The organism is Streptomyces sp. NPDC043680 (assembly GCF_056436685.1).
This window is the reverse complement of the sequence record NZ_JBWKCE010000016.1, coordinates 71,249-98,084: the sequence shown is the minus strand read 5'-3', so window position 1 is coordinate 98,084 and position 26,836 is coordinate 71,249. Positions and strand designations below refer to the sequence as shown.

The window sequence follows — 26,836 nt, the reverse complement described above, 5'->3', positions numbered from 1 at the left end:
GCAGGGTCCTCGGCCGCGAGGGCCGCGCCCTGGGCCAGGACGTGCTGCTCGCGCCCATGGCCAACCTCATCCGTACCCCGTACGCGGGCCGGAACTTCGAGACCTTCTCGGCGGACCCGCGCCTGACGGCGGACCTCGTCGCCGAAGTAGTCCGCGGCATCCAGGACGAGGGGCTCATCGCCACCGTCAAGCACTTCGCGCTGAACAACCAGGAGCGGGGCCGGGACACCGCCGACGTGGTGGTGGCCGAGCAGGCCCTCCACGAGACGGAACTGCGCGGCTTCGAGGCGGCCGTCTCCGCCGGGGCGGGCTGCGTGATGGCCGCGTACAACAAGGTGTCTCGATCGCCGTGATCGGGCGCACCGGTCACGTCCCCTTCGTCAGCGGGGGCGGCAGCGCCCACGTGGTCCCGACGGGGCCGCGGCCCCGCTCGCCGGCATCCGCCGGCGCGCGGGGAACGGCGGTGCCGGCGTGCGCCACGCCCTCGGCGAGGACCTGTACGGCCGTCCGCTGCCCGCGGGGCTGCCGGTCCCGGCGGTGAGTCTGGCCGACCGGGCGGTCGAGGCCGGGCGGAGCTGGCGGTACGAGGGCGCGTTCACCCTGGCCGCGGCCGACGAGTGGACCCTGCTCGTCCACTACACCGGCAAGCGGCCGAGCGTCCGCCTCGACGGGGAGGAGCTGTTCCCGGTCCGGCACGGAGTGGCCGAGTCCTTCGCGGGCGGGCTGCTCGGCTCCGCACCCGACGGGTTCGCCGTCCGCCGCCGCAGCCTGGCACTCGCGGCGGGCGTCCACCGGCTCGCCGTCACGGCGGAGGGCGGGGACAAGGGGCAGCGCTTCCGGCTGTTGCACACCTCGAAGGCGACGCGGGCCGCCGATCTCGCCGAGGCCGTGAAGACCGCCGAGGAGGCCCACAGCGTGGTGCTGTTCGCCTACGAGGACGCAACCGAAGGCGGCGACCGGACCGCGCTCGGCCTGCCGGGCGGGCAGGAGCGGCTGATCGAGGCGGTCACCGTGGCGAACCCGCGCACCACGGCCGTGCTGAACACCTCCTCCAGTACGACCATGCCGTGGCTCTCCAGTACCGCAGCCGTCCTCCAGATGTACTACCCCGGCGAGGAGGGGGCGGCGGCCACGGCCGACATCCTCTTCGGGGACGTGGACCCGGGAGGCCGGCTCACCCAGACCTTCCCCGCCGACGAGCGGGCCACCTCGGTCGCCGGGGACCCTCTGCGCTACCCGGGGGTGGGCGGCCGCCAGGAGTACGCCGAGGGCCTCCACGTCGGCCACCGCTGGTAGGACGCGGAGCGGGTGACCCCGCTGTTCCCCTTCGGGCACGGGCTCTCGTACACGACGTGGGAGTACGAGCGGCTGGCGGTCCGGCCGGAACGCAGCGGGCTCCGGGTGGAGTTCACCGTCCGCAACACGGGCCGCCGCAAGGGCACCGAGGTGGCGCAGGTGTACGTCGGCCCCTCACCGGAGCTGAAGCTGGACCAGCCGGTCCGCGCCCTGGCCGGCTACCGGCGGCTCACCCTGGCCCGGGCGAGGAGTAGCGGGTCACCCTCGACGTCGACGCCCGTGCGCTGTCGTCCTGGGATCCGCAGCAGCGCGGATGGGTGGTGGGATCCGGCCGTCGCGAGGTGTTCGTGGGCCGTTCCTCCCGTGACCTCCCACTGAGGGCAAAGGCTGTGGTGACGAGCAGATAGGCTGCCCGTTCGGCGTGTCACAGGGGACGCGCCGGGACGAATCGGGAGGACGTACCGGTGCACATCCAGGAATGGCTGGAGACGATTCCGGCGGTCAGCATCTATCTCCTGGTGGGTCTGGTCATCGGGCTGGAGAGCCTCGGCATCCCGCTGCCGGGAGAGATCATCCTGGTCAGCTCGGCGCTGCTGGCCTCGCAGAACGGGGAGATCGACCCCGTGGTGCTGGGGATCTGCGCGTCCGCGGGGGCGATCGTGGGCGACTCGATCGGCTATGCGATCGGGCGCAGGGGCGGCAAGCCGCTGCTGGAACGGCTGGGGCGGCGCTTCCCCAAGCACTTCGGGCCGGACCACGTGGCCCAGGCGGAACGCTCCTTCGAGAAGTGGGGGATGTGGGCCGTCTTCTTCGGGCGTTTCGTGGCGCTCCTGCGGATCTTCGCGGGGCCGCTGGCGGGGGTGCTGCACATGCCGTACTGGCGGTTCCTGACCGCCAACATCCTGGGCGGCATCCTGTGGGCGGGCGGCACCACCGCCGTCATCTACTCCATCGGGATCGTCGCCGAGCCGTGGCTGAAGGGCTTCTCGTGGGTGGCGCTGGTGGTGGCGCTCCTGATCGGCCTCACCGTGACGCTGGTGCTGCGCACACGCATGAAGAAGGCGGCCGCGGTCGCCACCGCCGCCAAGGAGCCGGCCGGCGCGGAATGACCCCGCACGGCGGCCCCGCCCGCTGCTGCCGCGGCCGGCCGGCCGGGGCAGCAGCGGGCGGGCCCGGCGTTCAGCCGGCCAGCGCCGCGCGGTGCTGCTCGGCCAGGTCCGCGTACATCAGGGCGTTCACCCTGATGCCCTCGCGCTCCTCGTCCGTCAGCTCGCGCCGCACCTTGGCCGGGACGCCCGCGACCAGCGACCCCGGCGGGACCACCATCCCCTGGGGAACCAGTGCCTGCGCGGCCACCAGGGAGCCGGCGCCGATCACCGCGCCGTTGAGGACCGTCGCGCCCATGCCGATCAGGCAGTCGTCCTCCACGGTGCAACCGTGCACCACCGCGTTGTGGCCGATGGAGACGCGCTCGCCGATGGAAACCGGGAACCCGGGGTCCACGTGGAGCGTGCAGTTGTCCTGCACGTTGCTGTCCGCTCCGAGCACGATCGGGCCGCAGTCGGCGCGCAGCACCGCCGAGTACCAGATGCTCGTGCCCGCGGCCAGGGTCACGTCGCCGACCACGACGGAGGTCGGCGCGGTGAAGGCGGTGGGGTCGATCTTCGGGGTCCTGCCGCCCACCCCCGCGACGAGTGCCCGGCTGCCCTGCTCGGCCTGATGCGTCATGCTTCTCTTCCTCGGTGCTCGGTGCTCGGTGCTCCGTGCTCGGTCCTGGTCCGCCCTGTCGCGCTACCGGCACGGTAGGGCACGGACACCGCATCGGCCCGTGATGGGGTGAAGATCACGGCGCGGTCCGGGCCCCCGGCGCGCTACGGTTGCCCGGTGCCGAAGAACCAGAACACGTTCTCATCCCTGACGGGCCTGCGCCGCAGGCTCGGCAGCCGCGCCGCCCACGCCGCCTGGCGCTGGATGCAGCGGGCCGGAGCCGTGACCGCGCAGACCCCGGGCCGGCTGCGCTTCGGTGCGATCGGGGACGGCACCCGGCTCGCCTTCCCCCAGGGCACGGTCTTCGGCGAGCCGTGGATCCGGCTCGGCGAGCACTGCATCATCGCCGAACAGGTCACGCTGACCGCCGGCATGATGCCGGACCTCGACCTCGGGACCGAGCCGATGCTCGTACTCGGCAACGGCGTGGTCCTCGGCCGCGACACCCACGTCATAGCCGACGCCCCGATCACCATCGGCGACGACACCTTCTGCGGGCCCGGGGTCTACATCACCTCCACGAACCACAGCTACGACGATCCGCACGAGCCGGTCGGCAAGCAGTGGCCGCGCAGCGCACCCGTCGAGATCGGACCCGGCTGCTGGCTCGGCACGGGCGCGGTGATCCTGCCGGGAGCGCGGCTCGGCCGCAACGTGGTGGTGGCCGCGGGGGCCGTCGTACGGGGCGAGGTGCCCGACCATGCGGTGGTGGCGGGCGCGCCGGCGCGGATCGTACGCCGGTGGCAGCCGGACACGGGCTGGCAGCCGCCGCTGCGCACTCCGGCTCCCGTGCCGATCCCCGACGGGGTGACCCCGCAGCAGCTGCGCGCCCTGGCCGAGCTGGCGGAAGGCGAAGCCGGACAGCGCGAGGCGGCGACGGAGCCGGCTTGAGCCGACCGGTCCTAGCCGGCGGCCAGCAGGACCGTGCCCGCCAGGGCCAGGCCCGCCCCGGCCGCCTGGACCGCGCGCAGGCGTTCCTTGAGCACGGCGAAGGCTGCGAAGGCGGTGATCACCGGGTAGAGCGAGGAGAGTACGGCGGCCACGGTGACGGGACCGTGCTGGGCCGCGACGGAGTACGTGCCGTTCGCCGCGACGTCCGCGAGGCCGGTGAAGGCGAGCGCGGGCAGCAGCCCCCACAGCACGCGGAGGCCGGCGCCTTCGGGCAGGGCCGGGGTGCCGCGCCGGGCCTGGACCCACAGGGCGGTGCCGCCCGCGGCCACGTTCGTGACGCGCTGGACGAACAGGGCGAGGAAGAGCCCGGTGACGGTGGTGGAGGCCTGTGCGATGAGGGCCATCACCGCGCCGAACCCGAAGGCCGCGACCAGGGTGAGCACCACGGCCTGGCGCTGTACGGGCGCCCCGCGCAGCTCCGGACCTCCCGCCAGGACGATGCCCACGACGGCCACCGCGATGCCCGCGAACTGGCCGGGCCCGGGCCGCTCGCCCAGCGCGAGTCCGGCCGCGACGGGCACCACCACCCCGAGCGAGCCCAGCGGGGAGACGACGCCCATCGGGCCGAGGGCCAGCGCCTTGTAGAAGCTGAGCATGGCGACCGGGCCGACCAGGCCCGCCGCCACCGCGAACCACAGCTGGGGCCCGGCTTCCCGCCAGGCCCCGGTCCCGAGCACGACGGCGCCGAGCGCGAGGACCGCGAGGACCTGGGAGGCCACGACCACGGTCAACGCCGGTATCCGGCGCGTCAGAAGACCGCCGCCGAAGTCGGCGAGCCCCCACAGTACGGCGGTGGCCAGGGCGAAGAGGGCGGTCATGCGGGGCCTCGCAGTACAGTGCAGTGAACGGTGGAGTGCAGTGTGGAACACAGCGCACGATAGTTCATTCCATTGGACCGCTGCATCCAACAAAGTGGACGGAAGGCTGCCGGACGGTGTCGGACCTCGAAGAGCTCACCCAGGCGCTCGCCCGCAACCTCAAGCACTGGCGCGGTGAGCGGGGCTTCACCCTGGACGCACTGTCCGCCCGTGCCGGGGTGAGCCGCGGCATGATCATCCAGATAGAGCAGGCCCGTACGAACCCCAGCGTCGGCACGACCGTCAAGCTGGCCGACGCCCTCGGCGTGAGCATCACCACCCTGCTCGACCACAACCGCACCCCGCAGGTCCACGTGGTGCTGCCGGGGCAGGGCGTGCGGATGTGGTCCACCGAGGCGGGCAGCGGTGCCAGCATGCTGCTCGGCGACGACCGGCGCGGGCCGGTGGAGATGTGGGCCTACCGCCTGGAGCCCGGGGAGAGCACGGTCTCCGACCCGCACCCGGCCGGAACCTTCGAGATGCTGCACGTCACGGCCGGGGAGCTGACCCTCGTCGTCGCCGGCGAGCGGTACGCGGTGCCCGCGGGCGGGGCGGTGTCCTTCGAGGCGGACCGCCCGCACGCCTACCGCAACGAGGGCCCCGCCCTCATGGAGATGACCCTGGCCGTCTCCATCCCGCCCGTCGGCGCGCCGTAGGGCCGCTACAGCGCCGGGATCTCGATCGCCGGGCAGCGGTCCATGACCATGTCCAGGCCCGCGGCACGGGTGCGGGCGAAGGCGGCCTCGTCGATCACGTTCAGCTGGAACCAGACGGCCTCCGCGCCCGCCGCCACGGCCTCGTCGGCGACCGCACCCGCCAGGGCGCTGTTCACGAAGACGTCCACCACGTCCACCTTGAAAGGGATCTCCGCCAGCGAGGCGTAGCCCTGCTCGCCGTGGACCGTCTCCGCCTTCGGATGGACGGGAACGACCCGCTTGCCGAACTGCTGGAGCACTCGGGCCACCGCGTACGCCGCCCGGTCCCGGTTGTTGGACAGGCCCACCACGGCCCAGGTGTCGCCGAGCTCGGTGAGGATCTTGCGAATGGTTGCCGGGTCGCCGTGCACGAGTGACGCCTCCTGTTGCCTTCCGGTCGCGGGACGGCATCCGCCCCGCCTCCGACGTCAACGGGAAGAACGCATGGCGGATTCCCCTCGGACCCTGATTAGGCTGGGGCGGTGAAGTCAGACCAGTACGTGACGGTGGCCCGCGAGGGCGTGCACGAGTCCGAGATCAACCGCTCGCGGTTCCTGTGCTCGCTCGCGCCCGCCGCCACCGAGCAGGAGGCGCAGGAGTTCGTCGCGCGCATCCGCAAGGAGCACCCCACCGCCACGCACAACTGCTTCGCGTACGTGATCGGCGCCGACGCCTCCGTCCAGAAGGCCAGCGACGACGGCGAACCCGGCGGCACCGCCGGCGTGCCCATGCTGCAGATGCTGATGCGGCGCGACATCCGGTACGCGGTGGCCGTGGTCACCCGGTACTACGGCGGCGTGAAGCTGGGCGCCGGCGGTCTGATCAGGGCCTACGGCGGCGTCGTCGGCGAGGCCCTCGACGCGCTCGGCACCGTCACCCGCCACCGCTACCGGCTGGCCACCGTCACCGTCGACCACCAGCGGGCCGGCAAGACACAGAACGACCTGCGCTCCACCGGCCGCACGGTGGTCGACGTGCGCTACGGGGCCGCCGTCGAGATCGAGGTCGCCCTCCCCGAAGCGGACCTGCCCGCCTTCGAGGCCTGGCTCGCCGACAGCACCGCCGGTACGGCCACCCTCACGCTCGGCGGTGAGACGTATGCGGCCCAGCCGCCTTCCGTGACGGGTTAGCGTAGAGGGGTTCCACGAGCAGGAGACGGGCAGGGGGCGGACGGGCATGTGCGCGCAGACGGCCGGCGGGGCGGCCGGCGAGTGAGGCTCCTGCACACCTCCGACTGGCACCTCGGCCGGTCCTTCCACCGCGTGAACCTGCTCCGGGCCCAAGCCGCCTTCATCGACCACCTCGTCGAGACCGTCCGCGAGCACCGGGTCGACGCCGTCCTCGTCGCCGGGGACGTCTACGACCGGGCCGTGCCCCCACTGCCCGCCGTCGAACTGTACGACCGGGCCCTGCACCGGCTCGCCGACCTTGGTGTCCCGACCGTGATGATCTCCGGCAACCACGACTCCGCCCGCCGGCTCGGGGTCGGAGCCGGGCTGATCGGCCGGGCCGGGATCCACCTGCGCACCGACCCCGCGGGCTGCTCCGACCCGGTGGTGCTGGCCGACGTACACGGTGACGTGGCGCTCTACGGGCTGCCGTACCTGGAGCCGGCCCTGGTCAAGGACTCGCTCGGGGCGGGGAAGCCGAGCCACGAGGCGGTGCTCGGCGCGGCCATGGACCGGGTCCGGGCCGACCTCGCCGCCCGCGCCCCCGGCACCCGCTCCGTCGTCCTCGCCCACGCCTTCGTCACCGGCGGGCAGGCCAGCGACAGCGAACGCGACATCGCGGTCGGCGGGGTCGAGGCCGTCCCCGCCTCGGTCTTCGACGGGGTGGACTACGCCGCCCTCGGACACCTCCACGGCTGCCAGACGATCAACGAACGCGTCCGGTACTCGGGTTCCCCGCTCGCCTACTCCTTCTCCGAGGCCGACCACCGCAAGTCCGTGTGGCTGATCGACCTCGGCCCCGGCGGGGAGATCAGCGCCGAGCGGATCGACACCCCCGTGCCGCGCCGCCTCGCCCGGCTCCGGGGCCGGCTCGACGCGCTGCTGGAGGAGCCCGCGTACGCCGCGCACGAGGACTCCTGGATCGAGGCCACCCTCACCGACCCGGTCCGCCCCGAGGACCCCATGGCCAGGCTCGCCGCGCGCTTCCCGCACACCCTGAGCCTCGCCTTCGACCCCGAGGGCCGCGAGGAATCCGGCGGGGCCTCGTACGCCCAGCGCCTCAAGGGCCGCAGCGACCAGGAGATCGCCGAGGACTTCGTCGCCCACGTCCGCGGCGGGGGCGTCGCCGACGAGGCCGAACGGGCCGTCCTCCAGGACGCCTTCGAGGACGTCCGCGCGAACGACAGCCGGCAGGAGATCCACCGATGAGGTTGCACCGGCTCCGGATCACCGCCTTCGGACCCTTCGCCGAACCCCAGGAGATCGACTTCGACGCGCTCTCCGGAGCCGGGATCTTCCTGCTCCACGGGCCCACCGGCGCGGGGAAGACCTCCGTCCTGGACGCCGTGTGCTACGCCCTGTACGGGTCCGTGCCCGGCGCCCGCCAGAGCCCCGGCACCAGCCTGCGCAGCGACCACGCCGCCCCCGCCACCCCGACCGAGGTCACCCTCGAACTCACCGCGGGCGGACGGCGCCTGGAGATCACCCGCCGCCCCGAACAGGACCGGCCGAAGAAGCGCGGCACCGGCACCACCCGCGACAAGGCCCAGAGCCGGCTGCGCGAGTACGACGGGGAACAGTGGCTCGCGCTCAGCCGCTCCCACCAGGAGATCGGCGAGGAGGTCGAGCAGCTGCTCGGCATGAGCCGCGAGCAGTTCTGCCAGGTCGTCCTCCTGCCGCAGGGCGAGTTCGCCAAGTTCCTGCGGGCCGACGAGACGGCCCGCGGCCGACTGCTGGGCCGGCTCTTCGACACCCGCCGCTTCGCCGCCGTCGAGGCGCTGCTCGCCGAGCGTCGCCGGGCCGCCGAGGCCAAGGTGCGCGTCGGTGACGAGAAGGTGCTCGCCGCCGCCCAGCGGCTCGCCCAGGCGGCGGGCGACTGCGCCGACCTGCGGGCCTGGCCCCTGCCCGCCCACCAGCCCGGGGACCCCGGACTCGCCGGGGCCGTCCGCGCCTGGGCCGCCGTCGCCCGGTGCTCGGCACGAGAGCGCCTGACCGTCGCCGAGTACGCGTTGGCCGCCGTCGAGGGCCGCCATGCCGCCGCGCGCCGGGCCGCCGAGGAGGCCCGCGAGCTCGACCGGCTCCAGCGCCGGCACGCCGAGACCGTCCGCCGGGCCGACCTGCTCGCCGAGGCGGCTCCCGAGCGGGAGCGGGTGCGCGAGCTGCTCGACCGGGCCCGCCGGGGCGCCCTGGTGGCCCCCGCCCTCGAACTGCGCGGAGCCGCCTCCGCCGCCCACCTGGCCGCCGCCCATGCGGAGGCCGAGGCCCGCGCGCAGCTCCCGCCGCCGCTCGCCGAGGCGGGCGCCGAGCACCTGGCCGCCGTCGAGCAGCGGCTGCGCGAGGACCTCGGGGCGCTGGGCGCGGCCCGGCGCGACGAGCAGCGCAGCGCGGAGATCGGCCGCGAGCGGGCCACCCTGGAACGGGAGGCCCGCGACGCCGAGGAGCAGCTGCGGGAATCCGCCGACTGGCTCGACCGCTGGGAGGCCACCCGGGCCGCCCTGACCCGGCGGGTGGACGCCGCCCAACAGGCCGCAACCCAGGCCGAGCAGCTCGCGGGCCGGCTGGAACCCGCCCGGCTGCGCCTGCACTCCGCCCGGCGGCGGGATGCGCTGGACGCCGACGCGCAGCGCACCGAGGGCGAACTGCTGCGTGTACGGGAGGAGTCCGGGGCCGCCCGGGAGCGCTGGCTGGAGCTCAAGGAGGCCCGGCTGCGCGGGATCGCCGCCGAACTCGCCGAGGCCCTGGCGCCGGGCGAGCCCTGCACGGTGTGCGGTTCGCCCGAGCACCCCGCCCCGGCCCGGCCGGCGCCCGGGCATGTGGACCGGGCCGCCGAGGACGCCGCCCACGCCCGCTACGAGCAGACCGAGGAGCGCCGGGCCGCCGTCGAGCGCAGCCTCGCCGCGCTGCGGGAGGCCCGGGCCGAGGCCGCGGCCGCCGCCGGAGACGCCACCACGGCGGAACTCCTCGCCCTGACCTCGGACCTGAGTGCCCGGCACGCCGCCGCCCACGCCCTGGCCGCCGGACTGCACGGCGCCCGCGAGCAGGTGGACCGCGCCGAGCGCGAGTACGCCGCCCGCAGCGCCGAGCGCCTCGACGCCGAACGCCGGTCCGCCGCCAGGGCCTCCCGGCGCGAGGCCCTCGACCGGGAACAGGCCGCGCTGGAGGCGGAGCTCGCCCGGGTACGGGGCGACGCGCCCACCGTCGCAGCCCGCGCCCGCATCCTGGAGGACCGGGTCCGCATGGTGACCGCCGCCGCCACCGCCCTGCGCCGGGCCGAGGCCGGCGCCGCCCGGCTGAAGGAGGCCGACGACCAGCTCGCCGACGCCGCCTTCAAGGCGGGCTTCGACACCGTCGAGGCCGCGGCCGACGCGGTCCTCCCGGACTACGAACGCACCGCCCTGCAGCACCGGCTGGACGCCTGGCAGGCCGAGGAGGCCATGCTGGCCGACCGGCGCGGCGAACGTGACACCGCCGCGGCCGCCGCGCTGCCCCCGGCCGACCCGGAGACCGCCGAGCGGTATGCCGAGCAGGCCGCCGCCCGGCTGCGGACGGCCGGCTCGGCCGTCGACGCCGCCCGGGTGCGCTGCGCCGAGCTGGACCGGCTCTCCCGGCAGGCGGAGCAGGAGCTGCGCGCCCTGGGCCCGCTGCGCGAGGCGTACGAGCGGGTGGCCCGCCTCGCCGGGCTGACGGCGGGCACCTCGGCGGACAACGAGCGCAAGATGCGGCTGGAGGCGTATGTGCTGGCCGCCCGCCTGGAGCAGGTCGCGGCGGCGGCGACGCTGCGGCTCCAGCGGATGTCCGGCGGGCGCTACACGCTCGTGCACTCCGACGCCAGGGCCGGCGGACGCGGACGGTCCGGTCTCGGGCTGCACGTGGTGGACGCGTGGACCGGCAGCGAGCGGGACACCGCCACCCTGTCGGGCGGCGAGACCTTCTTCGCCTCGCTCGCCCTCGCGCTCGGGCTCGCCGACGTGGTCACCGACGAGGCGGGCGGCATGCGGCTCGACACCCTCTTCATCGACGAGGGCTTCGGCAGCCTCGACGACCAGACACTGGACGAGGTGCTCGACGTCCTGGACTCGCTGCGCGAACGGGACCGCAGTGTGGGCATCGTGAGCCATGTCGCCGACCTGCGCACCCGCGTCCAGGCCCAGTTGGAGATCGTCAAGCACCGTGGCGGTTCGGTGGTGCGCCACCGCACCGCGGGCCTCAGGGACTGAGCGGGCGGCGCGGCAGCGGCGAGGAGTAGACGATGCTGGTGGTGACCGCGCCGAGCCCGGCGATCCGGCCGGCGACCTCCTCCAGGTGACCCATCGAGCGGGCGGTGACCTTGAGGACGAAGCAGTCGTCCCCGGTGACGTGATGCGCCTCCAGGATGTCGGGGGTGGCCTCCAACAGGTCGTGGAACGGCTTGTAGTTGCCGTGCGGATAGCGCAGCCGCACCAGCGCCAGGATGGACTTGCCGAGCTTCTCCGGGTCCACCACGGCCGTGTAACCGGTGATCACGCCGGTCTCCTCCAGCCGCCGGACGCGCTCGGTGACCGCGCTCGCGGACATGGACACGGCGCGGGCGAGCTCCGCGAAGCTGGCGCGGCCGTCCTCCTGGAGGGCCGTCAGGATGCGCCAGTCGGTGGCGTCAGGGGAATAGTCGGTCATGAACCAGATGTAGCAGTGGAATCCCCGGCTGAACAAGGCGAAGGCCGGGGAAAGCCACTTCCGCCGGTGATCATTCGCTCGTAGATTCTGAGCCATGACGACGACACAGCACACCGCCGCCCCCGCCACGGCCCCGGCCTCCGCGACCACCGGAGCCGCCGCGTCCGCCCCGGCCGAGAACCCCGTGCTCCGGGTGGCCCCGGCCACCCCGGCCGCGGCCGCCGCGTACTTCGCCGCGAGCCTCGCCTTCCACGCGGACGTGTCCGATGTCGCCGCGGCCTTCAAGGCCCACCGCGAGCAGGGTGCCGAGCTCGGGTTCCAGCTCGTCGACTCCCGCTCCACCCCGGCCTGGGACCAGGCCCACGTCCCCGGTGCCGTCCACCTGCCCACCGCGCTCATCCCCGAGCAGGCCGAGCAGCTCCTCGACAAGAACATCCCCGTGGTCACGTACTGCTGGGGACCCGGCTGCAACGGCGGTGCCCGCTCCGCCCTCGCCCTCGCCCAGCTCGGCTTCCAGGTCAAGGAGATGCTCGGCGGGATCGAGTACTGGATCCGCGAGGGCTTCGAGGTCGAGACCTGGCAGGGCAGGCAGCAGCGCACGGAGGCCGACCCGCTGACGGCGCCGACCGACTCCGAGGACTGCGGCTGCTGAAGCGCCGCGCGCGACCGGGCCCCCGGCCGCCGCGACACCGTCGGGCGGCCGCGCGTCAGGCGGCGGGCCGCCCCGCGACGGCCGTCGGGCCGCCCGCTCCCGCGGGGAGGCGGGCGGCCCGTCCCCCAGGGGACGCGGTCAGAGCTTCGACAGCTCGTCCACCAGGTCGTCCAGGCCCAGCGAACCCTGCGACAGGGCCGCCATGTGCCACGCCTTCAGGTCGAAGGACCCGCCGTGCGCGGCGCGGGCGTTGTCCCGGCCCAGCAGCCAGGCCCGCTCGCCCAGCTTGTAGCCGATGGCCTGGCCCGGCATCGACAGGTACCGGGTCACCTCGCTCTCGATGAAGTCCGCGGGCCTGCCGCTGTGCAGCGCGAAGAACTCCTGCGCCAGCTCTACCGTCCAGCGCTCGCCGGGGTGGAACGGGGAGTCCGCGGGGATCTCCAGCTCCAGGTGCATGCCGAGGTCCACGATGACCCGCGCGGCGCGCATCATCTGGCAGTCGAGGTAACCCAGGCGCTGCTCCGCGTCCTTGAGGTAGCCGAGCTCGTCCATCAGGCGCTCCGCGTACAGCGCCCATCCCTCGACGTTGGCGCTCACCAGGCCGATGCTCGCCTGGTAGCGGGAGAGCTGGTCGGCGACGTGGGCCCATTGCGCGAGCTGCAGGTGGTGGCCCGGCACGCCCTCGTGGTACCAGGTGCTGACCAGGTCGTACACCGGGAACCGGGTCTGACCCATCGTCGGCAGCCAGGTACGCCCCGGGCGGGAGAAGTCCTCCGAGGGGTTGGTGTAGTACGGGGCCGCCGCGCCGCCGGGCGGGGCGATCATCGATTCCACCCGCTTCACCCGCTCGGCGAGCTCGAAGTGGGTGCCGTCGAGGTTCTCGATGGCCTCGTCCATGAGGCCCTGGAGCCAGGCCCGCACCTCGTCGACGCCCTCGATGTGGGTCCCGTGCTCGTCCAGGTGCTTCAGCGCCTCCCAGGGGCCGGCTCCCGGCAGGACCTTGGCCGCCTCGGCCTTCATCTCGGACAGCAGCCGGTGGTACTCCGACCAGCCGTACGCGTAGGCCTCGTCCAGATCCAGGTCCGTGCCGTTGAAGTACCGAGACCAGCGGGCGTAGCGCTCGCGTCCCACCGGGTCCGGGGCCCCGGCGACGGCCGGGGCGTACACCGAGCGCATCCAGTCGCGGAGCTCGACGAGGGCCGCGGTCGCCCCGGCGGCCGCCTCGTCCAGCTGGGCGCGCAGCGCCTGGGGGCCGCGGGCCGCGAACACGCCGAAGAAGCCCCCCGCGGCCGTGGTCTCCGTGCCCCCGGTCTCCCCCGTGTCCTCGCCGGCCCAGGTGCCGAGCTGGTCGATGAACGTGGCGGTGGCGCGCGGGCCGCCGTACAGACCGCGGTCCAGGCCGAGCCGGAGGCTCTCGCGGTAGCCGGCCAGGGCGGCCGGAACCGCCCGCATCCGCTCGGCGACGGCCGCCCAGTCCTCGTCCGTCTCGGCCGGGGTGATGGCGAACACGTCGCGGACGGAGTGTGCGGGGGAGTGGATGTTGCTGACCACGCGCAGGTCCTCGTCCGCCTCGTGCACCGCGAGTTCGGCGGTCAGACGCTCGCGCAGCAGGCGGGCGCAGCGGCGCTCGGCGTCACTGTCCGCTCCGGGCAGCTGCTCCGCGGCGGCGAGGCGGGCGAGGGTGGAGCGGGCCAGGTCGGCTACGGCCGCGCGGCCGGCCGGGGAGAAGTCCGGGAGCCGGCTGGAGCACGCGGCGACACCGAGGTAGGTGCCCGTGATCGGGTCGATGGCGATGAGGTCGTCGACGTATGCGTCGGCGACCTGACGGGGCAGCCGGGACGCACTGTCGCTGCGAAGGGTCTCTGACATGCGGCCATCTTCGTACGGGGGACCGCCCCGCGTCATCACCGTTCCGGGTCAGCCTGCTGACGCCCAGGGGGCCGCACACCCCGGACCTGTTGCGGCACCGGCAACCGGTGCCCGGCGTGGGCCACTTCACACCTCGGCCACGGGGTGCCGCCGCCCGTCCCGGGGGGCCGGAACGGGCGGGCCGGTCCGGCCCCCGGGACGGGAATCAGCGCGGGTGGTGCTGCTCGCGCTGCTCCTGCTGCTGCGCGAGCAGCGGGCCGGCCGTGGCGGCATCCAGCCGGGCCGTGATCACCAGGGTGCCCTCCTCGATCTGGTAGTCGAGGGGCAGGCCGAGCCCGCGCATGGCGGCGACCATGCCGGTGTTGGCGGCCTGGGTGACGGCGTACACGCTGTCGCAGCCGGCCTCGACGGCCATCGCGAGCAGGCGGCGCAGCAGTTCGGACCCGATTCCGCGGCGCTGCCAGTCGTCCTCGATCAGCAGCGCGACCTCGGTCTCGTCCCCGTCCCACAGCAGGTGGCCGAGGGCGACCAGCTTGCCGGACGCGGTGGTGGCGGCGAGCGTCCGGCCGAAGCGCGGGCTCAGCAGGTGGCCGAGGTAGCGGTCGGCGTCGGCCACCGGCCCGTGGTAGCGCAGGCCGAGGGTGCGCTCGGAGCAGCGGTCGTGCATCGCGCGGGCGGCGGCCAGGTCGGAGCCGTCGGCGCGGCGCACGGTGACCTCGTTCCCCTCGGGCAGGGTCAGGACGTCCTGGCTGCGCGGGACGCGCGGGCCGAGCCGGGCGTCGAGCTCGACGAGGGCACGGGCCCGGGCGAACTCGGTGGGCGTGAAGGGCAGGTAGGGCCGCTCGACGGTGATCGCACCGCCCGAGGGGTCGCGCAGCCGCATCACCGTCGCTTCCAGGACACCCTCGACCGGGGCGTCGGCGCCCGCGTTCGGGCGGCCGGAGAGGGTGGCCGCCGGGATCGACTGGATGGTGCAGCGGCCGAGCAGCTGGCGCAGGGCGAGCGGCAGTTCGGCGGCGTCCAGGGCGGTGCGGGTGGCCAGGCCCAGCACCCGGGTGGGGGTGTCGACCAGGTCGTGGGCATCGGCGCGCTCGATCCAGGTGCTGCGGCCGCCCGCCCCGGCGACGGCCCGGCCGAGGTCGGCGGAGGTCAGCTGCTGGGGAGAGCGCAGCAGGAACTCGTCCACCGTCCCGCCTTCCGGGAGCGGGTGGGTCTGGAGGGTCAGGATGTCCACGTCGCCCCGGGCCAGCGCTGTGCAGAGTGCGGCCAGGCTGCCGGGCTCGTCCCGTACGGTCGTCCGCATCCGCCACAGGGCGGTGGTGGGGGCGGTCGCCGAGGGGCCCACCTCCGCGGCGGGCGCGGCCACCGATCCAGCCGCGGCGCCGACCGCGGAGCCTGCGGCCGGGGCGGCGGCCGGATCGGAGGGCCCTGTGGCCCTCGGCGGCGGTGCATGGCTGTGGCGGCGCGCCCACCAGGTGTGGAACGCGGCCGTGACCAGGAGCGCGACGGCCGAGGCGACCAGCAGGGCCGGGCCGCTCGGACCGTGCGCGACGAGGTTGGCGATGCCGTCGGCGACCGCGACGGCGCAGAACAGGGCGGCCAGTTCGACGAGGTCGCGGCGCCAGTGGTGGCGGTGGGGACGCTGGGCAGGGGCAGCAGTGCGTTCAGTCATGCATGCCACTGTGGCGCAGGGGTGTTGCGTGATCACGAACGGTCTGTGACCGATGGGTTAAGTATCCATCTGGCCGATTTCGCCCTGTTTTTCGCGAGGTTTCCTGGCGCAGCGGAGGAGGGCGGCTACTGTCCCACGCGTCCCGGCTGGAGCGTCCTGGAAAAGAGTACGCCGCCTCCCTGTCGCCGCAACCGGACGGTGAGCTCCCCGCTCCCGCCGTCGATGTCGACCTCGCCGTAGTACGGGGGGTTCTCGGACGGCGCCATGTTGGCCAGCGGCGCCGACTGGACGTACGCGGTCATCGGGCCGAAGGTCGCGTCGAGCTTTCCGGCCGGGAAGCCGCCGGCGCCGACGGGGCCGGAGACGAACTCCCAGAACGGTGCGAAGTCGGTGAACGCGGCCCGCTCGGGGGCGTAGTGGTTCGCGGCCGTGTAGTGCACGTCGGCGGTGAGCCAGAGGGTGCCGGTGATGCGCTGGTGCTTGATGTGACGCAGGAGTTCGGCGATCTGGAGCTCGCGGCCGAGCGGGGCGCCCGGATCCCCCTGGGCGACGGCCTCGAAGGCGGTCGTCCCGTCGGGGACTACGATGCCCAGCGGCATGTCGGAGGCGATGACCTTCCAGGTGGCGCGGGAGCGCGACAGCTCACGCTTGAGCCACCCCAGCTGTTCCGCGCCGAGAATGCCGACGGTGTCGTCGCTCTGGCGGCCGGGGGAGTTGGCGTTGCGGTGGGTGCGCATGTCGAGCACGAAGACGTCGAGCAGCGGGCCGTACCGCATCACCCGGTACATCCGGCCCTCGGCGCGGCCGCCGCGCAGGTCGGTGACGGGGAAGTACTCGCCGAAGGCCTGGCGGGCGCGGGCCGCGAGGGTGTCGACGTCCTTGACGGTGTAGCGGGGATCCTCGATGAGCTGGCCGGGGTACCAGTTGTTGCGCACCTCGTGGTCGTCCCACTGGGCGAGCACCGGCACCTGGGCGTTGAAGTCGCGCAGGTTGCGATCGAGCAGGTTGTAGCGGAAGTTCCCGCGGAACTCTGCGAGGGTCTCGGCGACCTTCGCCTTCTCCTCCGTGGTGATGTTGCGCCAGATGCTGCCGTCGCGCAGGGGTACGGAGGCCTGGATCGGGCCGTCCGCGTAGATCGTGTCCCCGCTGAAGAGGAAGAAGTCGGGGTTGCGCAGCCGCATTTCCTCGAACACCCGGTAGCCGCCGAGATCCGGGTTGATGCCCCAGCCCTGGCCCGCCAGGTCACCCGACCAGACGAAGCGCACGTCGTGGCGGCGGGACACGGGCGTGGTGCGGAAGGCCCCGCGCACCGGCTCGCCGGTACGGCGCGGGTCGTCGGGGTCGGCGAGGACGATGCGGTAGTGGATCTGCTGTCCGGGCGGCAGATCGCGCAGGGTGGTGGTGCCGGTGAAGTCGGAGGCCGGGCCGAGGAACGGGCCGCCGTGGCGCCGGACGCCGTGGCGGAACGACTCGCTGGGCGAGGTCTCGACGTACATCCGCGCCGGCCGGTCGGACCGGGTCCACACGGTGGCCGAGTGGGGGGTGATCTCCCCGGACTGGACGCCCCAGGGCGCACCGGGGCGGCCGGAGCGGACGAAGGCCGGGGCTGCGGACGGCGCGGTGGGGCCGGGCGCGGAGCCCAGGGGCGCGCCGAACGCGGGCGAGGCGGTCGCGCTGGACAGGGCGAGGCCCACCGGAAGGGCGAGCGAACCGCCGAGCAGGGAACGTCGGGTGCGGGGCATCGGTGCCATCGGGGCGTCTCCAGGGCCGGCGGGGGACGGGTCGGACCAGTGTGCCGCCGCACACCGGCCCGTCCGCGTCGGGCGCGCGAACCGTGGATGAACGATCGTCAGCCGCTCAGTCTCGGCGCCGGGTCGCGGCCCGTACGGTGTCCACCACCACCCGCGACACCAGGGCCGGGTCGTCGTTCATCGGGACGTGTCCGCAGCCGGGGAGCCGGACCAGCCGGGCGTCCGGCACAGTCTGCTTGGCGCGCACGCCCTGGCGCGGCAGGAGCAGCCGGTCGCGGGCGCCCCAGGCGATGGTGACCGGCAGCCCCGGTACGTCGGCGGTGAACCGTACGGAACGGCCCGCGGCCAGGGTCTGCTCGAAGCCGGGTGCCTCGCGCAGGGCGAGGGTCTCGGCGACCACGGCCTCCGGCGAACGGCGCGCGGGCCGGGCGTAGATGGTGCCGGTGAGCGCGGCGCGGCCGGTGGCGCTGCGGGCGAGCCGCTCCAGGGTGGGGCGGGGCAGCGTCAGGGCTCCGAGGCGCATGGCCCGCAGGGTGGCGAAGGCGTACCGTCGCTCGGCCTCCGTCCAGAAGCCGGCCGGCGACAGCGCGGTGACCGAGCGGACGAGGCTGCTGCGGCCCATCTCCAGGGCGAGCAGCCCGCCCAGGGAGTTGCCGACGACGTGCGGACGCTCGACCCCGAGAGCCGAGCAGAGCGCACCCAGGGCCGGGACGACGGTGCCTAGGTCGTACGGAACCCCCTCGGGCAGGGGCTCCGAGACGCCGAAGCCGGGCAGGTCGACGGCGATGACGTCGTACTCGGCGGCCAGGATGTCGGTCACGGGGTGCCAGGCCTGGAGGTGGTGGCCGATGCCGTGCAGGAGGAGCAGTGGTTCGCCGTCTCCCTTGCGCTCGTAGGCGACGGATGCGGTGCGGGGGCCCAGCGGCGAATCGATCGTGAAGGAGACCGTGGCGGTCATGCTGCTCCTCGTCGGGTGGACGCGTATGAGACAGGCCGTCAGTACTGCCTACCGCCATGATTACCGTCCGGTAGCCCCCGACTACAAGCCTCGCGGGCGTGTCGGGGCGGGCGCGAACATCGCGTGAACGGCTTGATACGTATGCCCGATCTGCCCGGTAAGGGGGTGAGCATTGGTCTTGACCAAGGGGGGGTGCCGTCCTATGGTCGCAGGGATAGTGCAGGAACCTTTAATAAACAAAGGCGCGGAACTGCCGCTGGAACACGGCGATTGCAGCGATGGCAGGAGGAGTCAGGGTGGGGACCACGCAGCTCGAAACGGTGCCGGAGCCGAAGTACTGGCACCTGAAGACCGTCCTCAGCGAGGCGCTCGACCAGGACTTCGCCGTGGGCGAGGTCCTGCCCAACGAGCGTGAGCTCGCCGCCCGCTTCGGAGTCGCCCGCGCGACCCTCCGGCAGGCCCTGGAGCAGCTGGAACTCGAAGGCCGGCTGCACCGCCGCCGCGGCGTCGGCACCACCGTCGCCCCGCCGCGGGTCGGGGTCGCGGTCGGCGGAGCGCAGCACGGCTGGCCCGCGGAGGGCATCGACGGGTGGGAGTCCGTGGACGCCGCCGAGACCCTTCCGCCGGCCGCCGTCCTGGGGCTCCTCGGCACGTCCGCCGACCAGCCGGTGCACGCGGTGCGCCGGACCCGGTTCAGCCACGGCCAGGCCGTTGCCGCCGAGCTGCTGTACGTGCCGGCCGGTTCGATCCCCGGGCTCTCCGCGATCGACGCCCCGGCCGGTCCGGCCCGTGCCCGCGCCGTCCTGCGCGAACTGCAGCGGCTCGCCCTGGAGGGGCAGGACCGCTCGGTGGAGCTCGGCTCGGCCCGCGCCGACGACGCCAAGGACCTGGACCGGCTCCCCGGAGCCCCGGTGCTCGTCGTCACCACCCGGTACCTCACCGCTGCGGGGACGGCGGCCGTGTCGGTCGCGACGTACCGCGCGGACACCTGCCGGCTGACCTTCGGCGTCACGGGCGAAGTGGAAGTCACCCCCGCCCACCGCGCCGCCTCCTGACCGCGCCGCCCGCGCCGGGGGCCGCCCGGGTACGTCCCGGACGCGGGCGGCCTTCCGCGGTCGCGCGACGCGCCGGCGCTGCCTCGGCGGCAAGGCTCGTGCGGCCAGGGCGTCGCCGCCCCGGCCTTGCGGACGGTGTCAGCGGCGGCGGGCCGTGACCGTCTTCTCCACCGCGAAGAGCTCCTCTTCCACGTGGTCCATCGCCAACCGGAGCGCCCCGGTGGCCACCGCCGCCTCGCCGAGCAGGGACTGCGCCACCCGCGGCGGACGCAGGCAGTAGCGCTCCAGCTCCCGGCGCAGGGGGTCCAGGACACCGTCGAGGCCGGCGGCCCAGCCGCCCACCACGACCAGTTCCGGATCCATCGCCAGGACCAGCGCCGCCACGTCGTGCACCAGCCGCTGGATGAACCGCTGCACCGCGGCCACTGCGCGCTCATCGCCCCGCCTGGCCTTCGCGAAGACCTCCGCCACCGCCTGCTCGTCGAGCGGGTGCAGCGGTTCCCCCGTGGTCGACAGCAATCTCTCGGGAGTGACCTCGCGGCCCAGCAGATGCAGCGCACCGATCTCACCGGCGGCCCCGCCGAAGCCGCGGTGCAGCCGGCCCCCGATGAGCGAGCCGGCGCCGGGGCTGAGCCCTGCCATCACGAACACCACGTCGTCGGTGTCCTGCGCAGCCCCCTTCCAGTGCTCGGCGACCGCCGCCGCATTGGCGTCGTTCTCCACCTGTACCGGACAGCGGAACGAACGCCGCAGCCGCTCCCCGAGCGGCAGACCGGTCCAGCCGGGCAGAGCCGTGCCGAGGCGCACGGTGCCGTCCGCCTCCACGATTCCGGGGCTCGCGACCCCGACCGCGCGCAGCGAATCCCGCGGGATTCCGGCCCGCCGCAACAGGTCGGCCACCGCCGCCCGCACCCGCTCCAGCCGTTCGTCGGCCGAGGCGGTCTCGGACACCTCCTTGGTGCCGGCGCCGATCACCCGGCCGTCCAGGCCGGACAGCAGGACCGCCACCCGGTGCGAGCCGATCTCGATCCCCAGCAGGTGCCCTGCCTCGGCCCGGAAGCGGTAGCGCCTGGCCGGCCGACCCTGCCGGCGCGCGCCTTCCTCCGCAGCGGCCTCGACGACGAGCCCGGTCGCGATCAGCCCTTCGACCACGCCTTCCACGGTCGGCCGGGACAGCCCGGTCACCCGGGTCAGGTCGGTGAGGGTCGGCGCATCCGCCGCCCGTAGTGCGCGCAGCACCACGGCCGAATTGATCCGCCGGAGCAGAGAGGGATCCCCGCCGGTCAGCTGCCCCAACGTGTGTCCTCCCAGATGGCGAGCCTGTGTGCCGGATCGTACTGCCCACCCGGTGCGGCGGCGATAACCAGCCCCCCATCGGCCGGAACCGGTCGCTCCCCTCAGGCCGGCGCGACGAACCCCGACTCGTACGCCGTGATGACCGCCTGCGTCCGGTCGCGCGCCCCGAGCTTGCCCAGGATCGCGCTCACGTGGGACTTCACCGTCTCCGTACCGACGATGAGCTCACGGGCGATCTCCACATTCGTCAGCCCCTTGGCCATCAGCCGCAGCACCGCCTCCTCCCGCTCGGTCAGCGCGGCGCGCTCCAGCACCGCCCGTGCCTGCCGGTTTCCGTACTCGGCGGCGAGGGCCCGCACCGCCGCCGGGAACAGCAGGGTCTCGCCCTCCGCCACCAGCCGTACCGCATGGACGATCTCCGAAGGCCGCGCCCGCTTCAGCAGGAACCCGTCCGCCCCGGCCCGCAGCGCCTGGTAGACGTACTCGTCGTTCTCGAAGGTCGTCACCACGAGGATCTTCGGCGGGCAGTCCACGGTCCGCAGAACCGCCCGGGTCGCCTCGATCCCGTCGAGCAGCGGCATCCGCACGTCCATGGCCACCACGTCCGGCCGCAGTTGCCGCACCAGCGGGACCACGGAGGCGCCGTCGGCGGCCTCACCCACCACTTCGATGTCGGGCTGGGAATCGAGGACGGCACGCAGACCCGCGCGCACCAGGGGTTCGTCATCGACGAGCAGTACGGTAACCGGCATCCGGTCAGCGTATTCGCTCCAGCGGAAGCCGCGCGCGCACCCTCCAACTGCCCTCGAAGGGGCCCGTTTCGGCCTCTCCGCCGAGCAGCGCGGCCCGCTCCCGCATCCCCCGCAGCCCGCTCCCGGTGCCGCTCACGAGGACGGGCTGCTCCGGCAGCGGGTTCGTCACCTCCAGATCCAGCCTGCCGACGGCCATCTCCACCCGCACCCGGACCGGAACCGGACCGCAGTGCCGCAGCACGTTCGTGAGCGCCTCCTGCAGGATCCGGTAACCCTCCCGGGTGACCGGGCCCGGCAACCGCTCCAGCGGCCCCGTCAACTCGGCGTCGACCGTCGCTCCGGAGGCCCGGGCCGACTCCAGCAGGCGGTCGGCCTCCGCGAGCGTCGGCCGCTGCGAAGGCGGCTGCGCCGACTCCCGCAGCACGAGCAGGACCCGTTCCAGGTCCTCCAGCGCGGCCCGGCCCGTGTCCTCGATCGCGCTCAGCGCCCGATCGGTGAACTCCGGGTCGCCCGCGGCCCGCGCCGCCCCCGCCTGAACGACCGCGACGGTCAGCGCGTGCCCGATCGAGTCGTGCAGCTCCCGCGCGATACGTGTCCTCTCCAACAGCTGCTCCGTGCGCGCCTCCAACGCGCTGACCCGCTCGGCCGCCGAAGGCCCCAGCAGCCGGCGCGCCACCGCGGTCATCAGTTCGCCGAGCAGAACGACGATGACGATGAGCAGGACCAACGGCACCGGCGCCAACAGTGCGGCTGCCCAGGGCGACGGGGTGAAGGGCAGCCGGACGTCCGTGGCGAGCGTCTTCCCGAGGGACGTCCCGATCAGCTCTGCGGTGAACAGCGGCAGCCAGACCGTCGCGAGCATCGCCATGAGCGAGACGACGAGCCGTATCTCCAGCCAGAGAAGGGTCCGCCACCGGTCGCTCCACCGCGCGGACTTGGCTGCGCTGATACCGCTGTCCGCGGAGTCCCGGTCGTTCGGGGTGAGCAGGAACCGTGCCTGCAGTCCCTCGGCCAGGCGCATCCAGGGCATCAGTCCCAGAGGTATGACGATCAGCAGGGGAAACCACGGCGCCTCGGGCTCTATGAACATCCAGACGGCCAACATCAGGATGGGCACGCACAGATGTACCCAGCGCGAGTACGTCACTGGTTGGAGCGGGGCACGGAGCAGTCTGTACATGCCTCCATGGTGGCAGTGTGCAGCTCACGGACGTCTCCCCCATGTGGGGGAGACGGCACCCTCGCATGGGGGAGGGAGAGGGTGGGGCCGGCGGCGAGTCTTGAGGCATGAACAGCATCGAGATCAGGGAACTCACCAAGGAATACGGCCGTGTCAGGGCCGTCGACCACCTCACCTTCGACGTCCTGCCCGGGCGGGTCACCGGCTTTCTCGGCCCCAACGGCGCGGGGAAGTCGACCACGATGCGCCTGCTGTTGGGCCTGGACCGGATCACCTCCGGTACCGCGACCATCGGCGGGCAGCGGTTCACGGACTTCTCCGACCCGCTCCACCGGGTCGGCGCGCTCCTGGACGCCCAGGCCGCCCACGGCGGGCGCACCGCCCGGGAGCACCTGCGCTTCCTCGCCGCCGGCAACCGGATCCCGAGGAGCCGGGTCGACGAGGTACTGGAGCAGGCCGGGATCGCCTCGGCGGCCAAGCGTCGGATCAAGACCTTCTCGCTCGGCATGCGTCAGCGACTCGGCATAGCCGCCGCGTTGCTGGGGGACCCGGGGGTGCTCCTGCTGGACGAGCCGACCAACGGCCTCGACCCGGAGGGCATCATCTGGATCCGCGAGCTGATGCGCGCCCTGGCGGCCGAGGGTCGCACGGTCCTCGTCTCCAGCCACCTGATGTCCGAGACGGCGGCTCTGGCCGATCACCTCGTCGTGCTCGGGCAGGGAAAGCTGCTGGCCGACACCTCGATGGAGGAGTTCATCGACTCCCGCAGCACTCCCCGGGTGCGCCTGCGGACCTCGGACCCGATCCGGCTGCGGGCGGCCCTCGCCCGGGACGGCTTCGAAATGGCGGACACCGATGACGGGCGATGGACCGTCGACGGCATACAGGCGGAGCAGATCGGGAGCATGGCCGCCCGTGAGGGCATCCCCGTGCTGGAACTCTCCGATGAACGCGCCTCGCTGGAGCAGGCCTACCTCGATCTCACGGCCGGCCACGCCCAGTTCGCCGCCACCCCCTGACCCATACCTTTGCCCTAGGAGGCCATGCCATGAGCAGCGCTCTGCCCACCGTCCCCGTCCTGCACTCGGAATGGATCAAGATACGGTCCCTGCGCTCCACCCTCGGGGCGCTGACGGCGATCCTCGTCGCCACCGCGGGAATCCAGACCCTGACGGCCGCGCTCATAGGCGACGCCGAGGCCGGCAGCATGGGTGACGACCCGCTTCTGGCGGCCTACTACGGCCTCAACTTCGGTCAGATCGCCGCCATCGCGTTCGGTGCGACGGCACTGTCCGCCGAGTTCCACAACGGCGCCCTGCGCACTTCGCTCGCAGCAGTGCCGAACCGCACCCGCTTCTACCTGTCGAAGATGGCCGTCATCGCCGGACTCGCCCTCGTGACGGGCCAGATCACCGGGCTGGTCACCTTCGTCGCGGGCCAGGCCTTCATGGGTCCGTACACCCTGGAGCTGGGCAGCCCGGGCACCTACCGCTCCATCGTCGGCTGCGGTCTGTACCTCACGCTCATGTCCCTGTTCGCGGCCGGACTCACGGCCGTGCTGCGCAGTGCGACGGCGGTACTGAGCCTGCTCATACCCTTCGTCCTGATGGTCTCCTTCATCATCGGCGCGAAGGCCGCGGGCGTGGCCCAGTTCCTGCCCGACCGGGCCGGTCAGATGGTGATGCGCATGGAGAGGTTCGGCGATCTCGGCCCCTGGAGCGGGCTCGGCGTGATGGCGCTGTGGGCGGCGGCCGCCCTGACCGGCGGCTGGGTGGCGGTACGTCGGCGGGACGTGTGACGCAGGGCCAGTTGTCAGTGGCCACCGGGATACTGACGGCATGACCACGGCAGAGCATCTCGACACGATCGACCGGCTCCGGACGCGCGATTTCCCCGAAGTCCGGGGCAGGTCCGACGTGGGTGTCAGCGGGCCCGGGTACCACCTCGCCGAGCTGGGCGGGAGCCGGTGGTACGGGGACGAGGACGCCGCCGACCGGGTGGTCCACGAGGAACAGGTGGCCGCCGAGTACGAGGCGCTCACCCACCGGCTGGAGGAGCGCTGGGGAGAACCGCACCGGTTCAGCCTCGCCGGTCTGCGGCTCAGGATGCAGGAGGAGGCGGCACAGCCGTGGCAGGAGATCGCTGACACCGGCGGACACCTGTGCCTCTGGCGGGTCGGCGACCGCTGGGTCGCGGTCTACGAGGCCCGCTGGGGGACCGACCACTCACCGCAGCTGATGGCCGCGGTGACCGTGATCGACCCGCCGTAGGCCCTACGGCTCGGTGGATGACTCCGCCGCGGCGCGCAGGCGGGCGTACTCCTGGGCCATGGACTCCGCGGTCCAGTGGGCGTTGAGGCCGCTGGGGTTGGGCAGGGCCCAGATGCGGGTGGAGCCGATCGTGCGCTCCTGGGGGCCGATCTGGGCCCTGCGTTCGCCGAAGGCGGTGCGGTAGGCGGTGACTCCGACGACGGCCAGCCACTGGGGGCGCAGGAGTTCCACCTTGTCGGTCAGGATGCGCCCGCCCTCGCGGAACTCCTCGGCGCTCAGCTCGTCGGCGCGGGCCGTGGCACGGGCGACGACGTTGGTGATGCCGAGGCGGTAGTGGAGCAGCTCTTCCTGCTCGGCGGGGGCGAGGCGGCGCGGGGTGAAGCCGGAGAGGTGCAGGACGGGCCAGAAGCGGTTGCCGGGGCGGGCGAAATGGTGGCCCGTCGCGGCGGAGAGGAGACCCGGGTTGATCCCGCAGAACAGCACGCGCAGACCGCCCGCGACCACGTCGGGGATGACGCGGTCACGGGCGGCGGCAAGCTCGTCGGGGGTCAGAGGATCGACCCCGGCGTGTACCCGGCGGCCTCCGGGTGCTGCTTGGCGATGGCCTCGATACGGGAGACCACGGCGGTGACCTGGTCACCCGCCGCGCCCGTGAAGGACAGCTTGTCGGCCATCAGCGCGTCGAGCTGGGCACGGTCCAGGGGCATCCGCTCGTCGGCGGCCAGCTTGTCCAGCAGCTCGTTGCGCTCGGCGCCCTGCTCGCGCATGGCGAGGGCCGAGGCGACCGCGTGCTCCTTGATGACCTCGTGGGCGGCCTCGCGGCCGACACCCGCTCGCACCGCACCCATCAGCACCTTGGTGGTGGCGAGGAAGGGGAGGTAGCGGTCCAGTTCGCGGGCCACGACCGCCGGGAAGGCGCCGAACTCGTCGAGGACCGTCAGGAAGGTCTCCAGCAGGCCGTCGAAGGCGAAGAACGCGTCCGGCAGGGCGACCCGGCGGACCACGGAGCAGGACACGTCGCCCTCGTTCCACTGGTCGCCGGCGAGCTCGCCGGTCATCGAGGCGTAGCCGCGCAGGATGACCATCAGGCCGTTCACGCGCTCGCAGGAGCGGGTGTTCATCTTGTGCGGCATCGCGGAGGAGCCGACCTGGCCGGGCTTGAAGCCCTCGGTGACCAGCTCGTGGCCGGCCATCAGGCGGATGGTCTTCGCGATCGAGGACGGGGCGGCGGCCAGCTGCACCAGGGCGGTGACCACGTCGTAGTCGAGGGAGCGCGGGTAGACCTGGCCGACCGAGGTGAAGGCCTGGGCGAAGCCGAGGTGGGCGGCGATGCGCTGCTCCAGCTCGGCGAGCTTCGCGGCGTCGCCGCCCAGCAGGTCGAGCATGTCCTGCGCGGTGCCGACCGGGCCCTTGATCCCGCGCAGCGGGTAGCGGCCGAGCAGGTCCTCCAGGCGGTCGTAGGCGACCAGCAGCTCGTCCGCGGCGGTGGCGAAGCGCTTGCCCAGGGTGGTCGCCTGCGCGGCGACGTTGTGGGAGCGGCCGGCCATGACCAGCTCGGCGTGCTCGCCGGCCAGCTTGCCCAGGCGGGCGAGGACGGCGACGGTGCGGTCGCGGGCCAGCTCCAGCGAGAGCCGGATCTGGAGCTGCTCGACGTTCTCGGTGAGGTCGCGCGAGGTCATGCCCTTGTGGACGTGCTCGTGGCCGGCGAGGGCGTTGAACTCCTCGATGCGGGCCTTCACGTCGTGCCGGGTGACCTTCTCGCGCTCGGCGATGGAGGGGAGGTCGACCGTCTCCAGGACGCGCTCGTAGTCGGCGAGGGCGTCGTCCGGGACCTCGATGCCGAGGTCCTTCTGGGCGCGCAGGACGGCGAGCCACAGCCGCCGCTCCAGCGTCACCTTGTACTCGGGGGACCACAGGACGGCGAGCTCCGCGGAGGCGTAGCGGCCGGCCAGGACATTGGGGATGCGGGGCTTGGCTGTCACGTGTAGGGATT

27 protein-coding genes are annotated in these 26,836 nt (G+C 73.6%); 14 read left to right on the top strand and 13 right to left on the bottom strand.

Annotation, left to right across the window (positions count from 1 at the left end):
* Window positions 1–41 precede the first annotated feature (41 nt).
* The 4 genes from AC0666_RS26375 to AC0666_RS26360 all read left to right on the top strand — a co-directional run bounded on the left by AC0666_RS26375 (window position 42) and on the right by AC0666_RS26360 (window position 2,405).
* Window positions 42–353: a glycoside hydrolase family 3 N-terminal domain-containing protein gene (locus AC0666_RS26375; RefSeq protein WP_468972036.1), complete on the top strand. Its 312-nt coding sequence runs from the start codon at window positions 42–44 to the stop codon at window positions 351–353.
* A 118-nt stretch (window positions 354–471) separates the two neighbouring features.
* Window positions 472–1,296: a glycoside hydrolase family 3 protein gene (locus tag AC0666_RS26370; RefSeq protein WP_468972034.1), complete on the top strand. Its 825-nt coding sequence runs from the start codon at window positions 472–474 to the stop codon at window positions 1,294–1,296.
* Window positions 1,297–1,580: 284 nt separating this feature from the next.
* Window positions 1,581–1,703 carry a hypothetical protein gene (locus AC0666_RS26365; RefSeq protein ID WP_468972106.1) on the top strand — a complete coding sequence of 41 codons (123 nt, stop codon included), beginning with the start codon at window positions 1,581–1,583 and terminating at the stop codon, window positions 1,701–1,703.
* A 57-nt stretch (window positions 1,704–1,760) separates the two neighbouring features.
* Window positions 1,761–2,405, top strand: coding sequence for a DedA family protein (locus AC0666_RS26360; RefSeq protein WP_361720675.1), 645 nt, complete (start codon window positions 1,761–1,763; stop codon window positions 2,403–2,405).
* A gap of 70 nt (window positions 2,406–2,475) precedes the next feature.
* Here the strand turns inward: AC0666_RS26360 and AC0666_RS26355 are convergent, their stop codons facing one another.
* Window positions 2,476–3,024 carry a gamma carbonic anhydrase family protein gene (locus AC0666_RS26355; protein WP_468586296.1) on the bottom strand — a complete coding sequence of 183 codons (549 nt, stop codon included), beginning with the start codon at window positions 3,022–3,024 and terminating at the stop codon, window positions 2,476–2,478.
* A gap of 156 nt (window positions 3,025–3,180) precedes the next feature.
* Between AC0666_RS26355 and AC0666_RS26350 the strand changes: the two genes are divergently transcribed.
* Entirely contained in the window at window positions 3,181–3,954 is a 774-nt protein-coding gene (locus AC0666_RS26350; protein WP_468586294.1) for an acyltransferase, read from the top strand.
* 11 nt (window positions 3,955–3,965) lie between these two features.
* Here the strand turns inward: AC0666_RS26350 and AC0666_RS26345 are convergent, their stop codons facing one another.
* Window positions 3,966–4,832, bottom strand: coding sequence for an EamA family transporter (locus AC0666_RS26345; RefSeq protein ID WP_468972032.1), 867 nt, complete (start codon window positions 4,830–4,832; stop codon window positions 3,966–3,968).
* A 116-nt stretch (window positions 4,833–4,948) separates the two neighbouring features.
* On the opposite strand from AC0666_RS26345, the gene AC0666_RS26340 reads away from it, so the two are divergent.
* On the top strand, window positions 4,949–5,527 hold the full coding sequence (locus AC0666_RS26340; RefSeq protein WP_478708403.1) for a helix-turn-helix domain-containing protein: 579 nt from the start codon (window positions 4,949–4,951) through the stop codon (window positions 5,525–5,527).
* A 5-nt stretch (window positions 5,528–5,532) separates the two neighbouring features.
* On the opposite strand, the gene AC0666_RS26335 is transcribed toward AC0666_RS26340, so the two are convergent.
* Window positions 5,533–5,937 carry a CoA-binding protein gene (locus tag AC0666_RS26335; RefSeq protein ID WP_361720690.1) on the bottom strand — a complete coding sequence of 135 codons (405 nt, stop codon included), beginning with the start codon at window positions 5,935–5,937 and terminating at the stop codon, window positions 5,533–5,535.
* A 111-nt stretch (window positions 5,938–6,048) separates the two neighbouring features.
* Between AC0666_RS26335 and AC0666_RS26330 the strand changes: the two genes are divergently transcribed.
* From AC0666_RS26330 to AC0666_RS26320, 3 genes are all read left to right on the top strand, one after another.
* Window positions 6,049–6,696: a YigZ family protein gene (locus AC0666_RS26330; protein ID WP_361720693.1), complete on the top strand. Its 648-nt coding sequence runs from the start codon at window positions 6,049–6,051 to the stop codon at window positions 6,694–6,696.
* Window positions 6,697–6,777: 81 nt separating this feature from the next.
* Complete coding sequence (locus AC0666_RS26325) at window positions 6,778–7,944, top strand: exonuclease SbcCD subunit D (protein ID WP_468972027.1); 1,167 nt, start codon at window positions 6,778–6,780, stop codon at window positions 7,942–7,944.
* Window positions 7,941–10,952 (top strand): AAA family ATPase, encoded by a 3,012-nt coding sequence (locus AC0666_RS26320; RefSeq protein ID WP_468972025.1) that lies wholly within the window; start codon window positions 7,941–7,943, stop codon window positions 10,950–10,952. Before AC0666_RS26325 ends, AC0666_RS26320 begins: the two co-directional genes overlap by 4 nt.
* Here the strand turns inward: AC0666_RS26320 and AC0666_RS26315 are convergent.
* Complete coding sequence (locus AC0666_RS26315; protein WP_478708402.1) at window positions 10,942–11,388, bottom strand: Lrp/AsnC family transcriptional regulator; 447 nt, start codon at window positions 11,386–11,388, stop codon at window positions 10,942–10,944. The genes AC0666_RS26320 and AC0666_RS26315 overlap by 11 nt on opposite strands.
* A gap of 94 nt (window positions 11,389–11,482) precedes the next feature.
* Here AC0666_RS26315 and AC0666_RS26310 point away from each other — a divergent pair, with 94 nt between their 5' ends.
* Window positions 11,483–12,040 (top strand): rhodanese-like domain-containing protein, encoded by a 558-nt coding sequence (locus tag AC0666_RS26310; protein ID WP_468972023.1) that lies wholly within the window; start codon window positions 11,483–11,485, stop codon window positions 12,038–12,040.
* Window positions 12,041–12,178: 138 nt separating this feature from the next.
* Here the strand turns inward: AC0666_RS26310 and AC0666_RS26305 are convergent, their stop codons facing one another.
* From AC0666_RS26305 to AC0666_RS26290, 4 genes are all read right to left on the bottom strand, one after another.
* Entirely contained in the window at window positions 12,179–13,909 is a 1,731-nt protein-coding gene (locus AC0666_RS26305) for a DUF885 domain-containing protein (RefSeq protein WP_478708401.1), read from the bottom strand.
* A 205-nt stretch (window positions 13,910–14,114) separates the two neighbouring features.
* The gene (locus AC0666_RS26300) at window positions 14,115–15,581 is read right to left on the bottom strand and encodes an N-acetyltransferase family protein (RefSeq protein ID WP_478708400.1); all 1,467 of its coding nucleotides are present in this window, start codon (window positions 15,579–15,581) and stop codon (window positions 14,115–14,117) included.
* 125 nt (window positions 15,582–15,706) lie between these two features.
* Window positions 15,707–17,323: an alkaline phosphatase D family protein gene (locus AC0666_RS26295; protein ID WP_478708399.1), complete on the bottom strand. Its 1,617-nt coding sequence runs from the start codon at window positions 17,321–17,323 to the stop codon at window positions 15,707–15,709.
* A 115-nt stretch (window positions 17,324–17,438) separates the two neighbouring features.
* Entirely contained in the window at window positions 17,439–18,290 is an 852-nt protein-coding gene (locus tag AC0666_RS26290) for an alpha/beta fold hydrolase (RefSeq protein WP_468972018.1), read from the bottom strand.
* Window positions 18,291–18,586: 296 nt separating this feature from the next.
* Here AC0666_RS26290 and AC0666_RS26285 point away from each other — a divergent pair, with 296 nt between their 5' ends.
* Window positions 18,587–19,345: a GntR family transcriptional regulator gene (locus AC0666_RS26285; RefSeq protein WP_468972017.1), complete on the top strand. Its 759-nt coding sequence runs from the start codon at window positions 18,587–18,589 to the stop codon at window positions 19,343–19,345.
* 138 nt (window positions 19,346–19,483) lie between these two features.
* Here AC0666_RS26285 and AC0666_RS26280 read toward each other — a convergent pair whose 3' ends face one another.
* The 3 genes from AC0666_RS26280 to AC0666_RS26270 all read right to left on the bottom strand — a co-directional run bounded on the left by AC0666_RS26280 (window position 19,484) and on the right by AC0666_RS26270 (window position 22,573).
* On the bottom strand, window positions 19,484–20,641 hold the full coding sequence (locus tag AC0666_RS26280) for an ROK family transcriptional regulator (RefSeq protein ID WP_468586269.1): 1,158 nt from the start codon (window positions 20,639–20,641) through the stop codon (window positions 19,484–19,486).
* A gap of 101 nt (window positions 20,642–20,742) precedes the next feature.
* Entirely contained in the window at window positions 20,743–21,393 is a 651-nt protein-coding gene (locus AC0666_RS26275) for a response regulator (protein WP_468586266.1), read from the bottom strand.
* Between the two features lie 4 nt (window positions 21,394–21,397).
* Window positions 21,398–22,573: a sensor histidine kinase gene (locus AC0666_RS26270; RefSeq protein WP_478708398.1), complete on the bottom strand. Its 1,176-nt coding sequence runs from the start codon at window positions 22,571–22,573 to the stop codon at window positions 21,398–21,400.
* Between the two features lie 107 nt (window positions 22,574–22,680).
* Here AC0666_RS26270 and AC0666_RS26265 point away from each other — a divergent pair, with 107 nt between their 5' ends.
* Genes AC0666_RS26265 through AC0666_RS26255 form a run of 3 tightly spaced genes read left to right on the top strand, consistent with a single transcriptional unit; the run spans window position 22,681 to window position 24,843 of the window.
* The gene (locus AC0666_RS26265; protein WP_468972014.1) at window positions 22,681–23,592 is read left to right on the top strand and encodes an ABC transporter ATP-binding protein; all 912 of its coding nucleotides are present in this window, start codon (window positions 22,681–22,683) and stop codon (window positions 23,590–23,592) included.
* Window positions 23,593–23,621: 29 nt separating this feature from the next.
* Entirely contained in the window at window positions 23,622–24,371 is a 750-nt protein-coding gene (locus AC0666_RS26260) for an ABC transporter permease (RefSeq protein WP_468972012.1), read from the top strand.
* Between the two features lie 40 nt (window positions 24,372–24,411).
* Entirely contained in the window at window positions 24,412–24,843 is a 432-nt protein-coding gene (locus AC0666_RS26255; RefSeq protein ID WP_468586258.1) for a hypothetical protein, read from the top strand.
* A gap of 3 nt (window positions 24,844–24,846) precedes the next feature.
* On the opposite strand, the gene mug is transcribed toward AC0666_RS26255, so the two are convergent.
* Both mug and purB read right to left on the bottom strand, forming a co-directional pair.
* A complete protein-coding gene (gene mug, locus AC0666_RS26250; protein ID WP_468972102.1) occupies window positions 24,847–25,395 on the bottom strand; it encodes a G/U mismatch-specific DNA glycosylase in 549 nt (182 codons plus the stop codon).
* Window positions 25,392–26,825 (bottom strand): adenylosuccinate lyase, encoded by a 1,434-nt coding sequence (gene purB, locus AC0666_RS26245; protein WP_468972010.1) that lies wholly within the window; start codon window positions 26,823–26,825, stop codon window positions 25,392–25,394. The genes mug and purB overlap by 4 nt, the downstream gene beginning before the upstream one ends.
* Window positions 26,826–26,836 lie beyond the last annotated feature (11 nt).

What these genes read in the sequence shown, in the direction of transcription:
- AC0666_RS26260 (WP_468972012.1), top strand. Translation starts at nt 23,622, where the DNA reads ATGAGCAGCGCTCTGCCCACCGTCCCCGTCCTGCACTCGGAATGGATC.
- AC0666_RS26315 (WP_478708402.1), bottom strand. Translation starts at nt 11,388, where the DNA reads ATGACCGACTATTCCCCTGACGCCACCGACTGGCGCATCCTGACGGCC.
- AC0666_RS26320 (WP_468972025.1), top strand. Translation starts at nt 7,941, where the DNA reads ATGAGGTTGCACCGGCTCCGGATCACCGCCTTCGGACCCTTCGCCGAA.
- AC0666_RS26265 (WP_468972014.1), top strand. Translation starts at nt 22,681, where the DNA reads ATGAACAGCATCGAGATCAGGGAACTCACCAAGGAATACGGCCGTGTC.
- AC0666_RS26345 (WP_468972032.1), bottom strand. Translation starts at nt 4,832, where the DNA reads ATGACCGCCCTCTTCGCCCTGGCCACCGCCGTACTGTGGGGGCTCGCC.
- AC0666_RS26305 (WP_478708401.1), bottom strand. Translation starts at nt 13,909, where the DNA reads ATGTCAGAGACCCTTCGCAGCGACAGTGCGTCCCGGCTGCCCCGTCAG.
- AC0666_RS26310 (WP_468972023.1), top strand. Translation starts at nt 11,483, where the DNA reads ATGACGACGACACAGCACACCGCCGCCCCCGCCACGGCCCCGGCCTCC.
- AC0666_RS26270 (WP_478708398.1), bottom strand. Translation starts at nt 22,573, where the DNA reads ATGTACAGACTGCTCCGTGCCCCGCTCCAACCAGTGACGTACTCGCGC.
- AC0666_RS26275 (WP_468586266.1), bottom strand. Translation starts at nt 21,393, where the DNA reads ATGCCGGTTACCGTACTGCTCGTCGATGACGAACCCCTGGTGCGCGCG.
- AC0666_RS26255 (WP_468586258.1), top strand. Translation starts at nt 24,412, where the DNA reads ATGACCACGGCAGAGCATCTCGACACGATCGACCGGCTCCGGACGCGC.
- AC0666_RS26355 (WP_468586296.1), bottom strand. Translation starts at nt 3,024, where the DNA reads ATGACGCATCAGGCCGAGCAGGGCAGCCGGGCACTCGTCGCGGGGGTG.
- AC0666_RS26290 (WP_468972018.1), bottom strand. Translation starts at nt 18,290, where the DNA reads ATGACCGCCACGGTCTCCTTCACGATCGATTCGCCGCTGGGCCCCCGC.
- AC0666_RS26295 (WP_478708399.1), bottom strand. Translation starts at nt 17,323, where the DNA reads ATGCCCCGCACCCGACGTTCCCTGCTCGGCGGTTCGCTCGCCCTTCCG.
- AC0666_RS26300 (WP_478708400.1), bottom strand. Translation starts at nt 15,581, where the DNA reads ATGACTGAACGCACTGCTGCCCCTGCCCAGCGTCCCCACCGCCACCAC.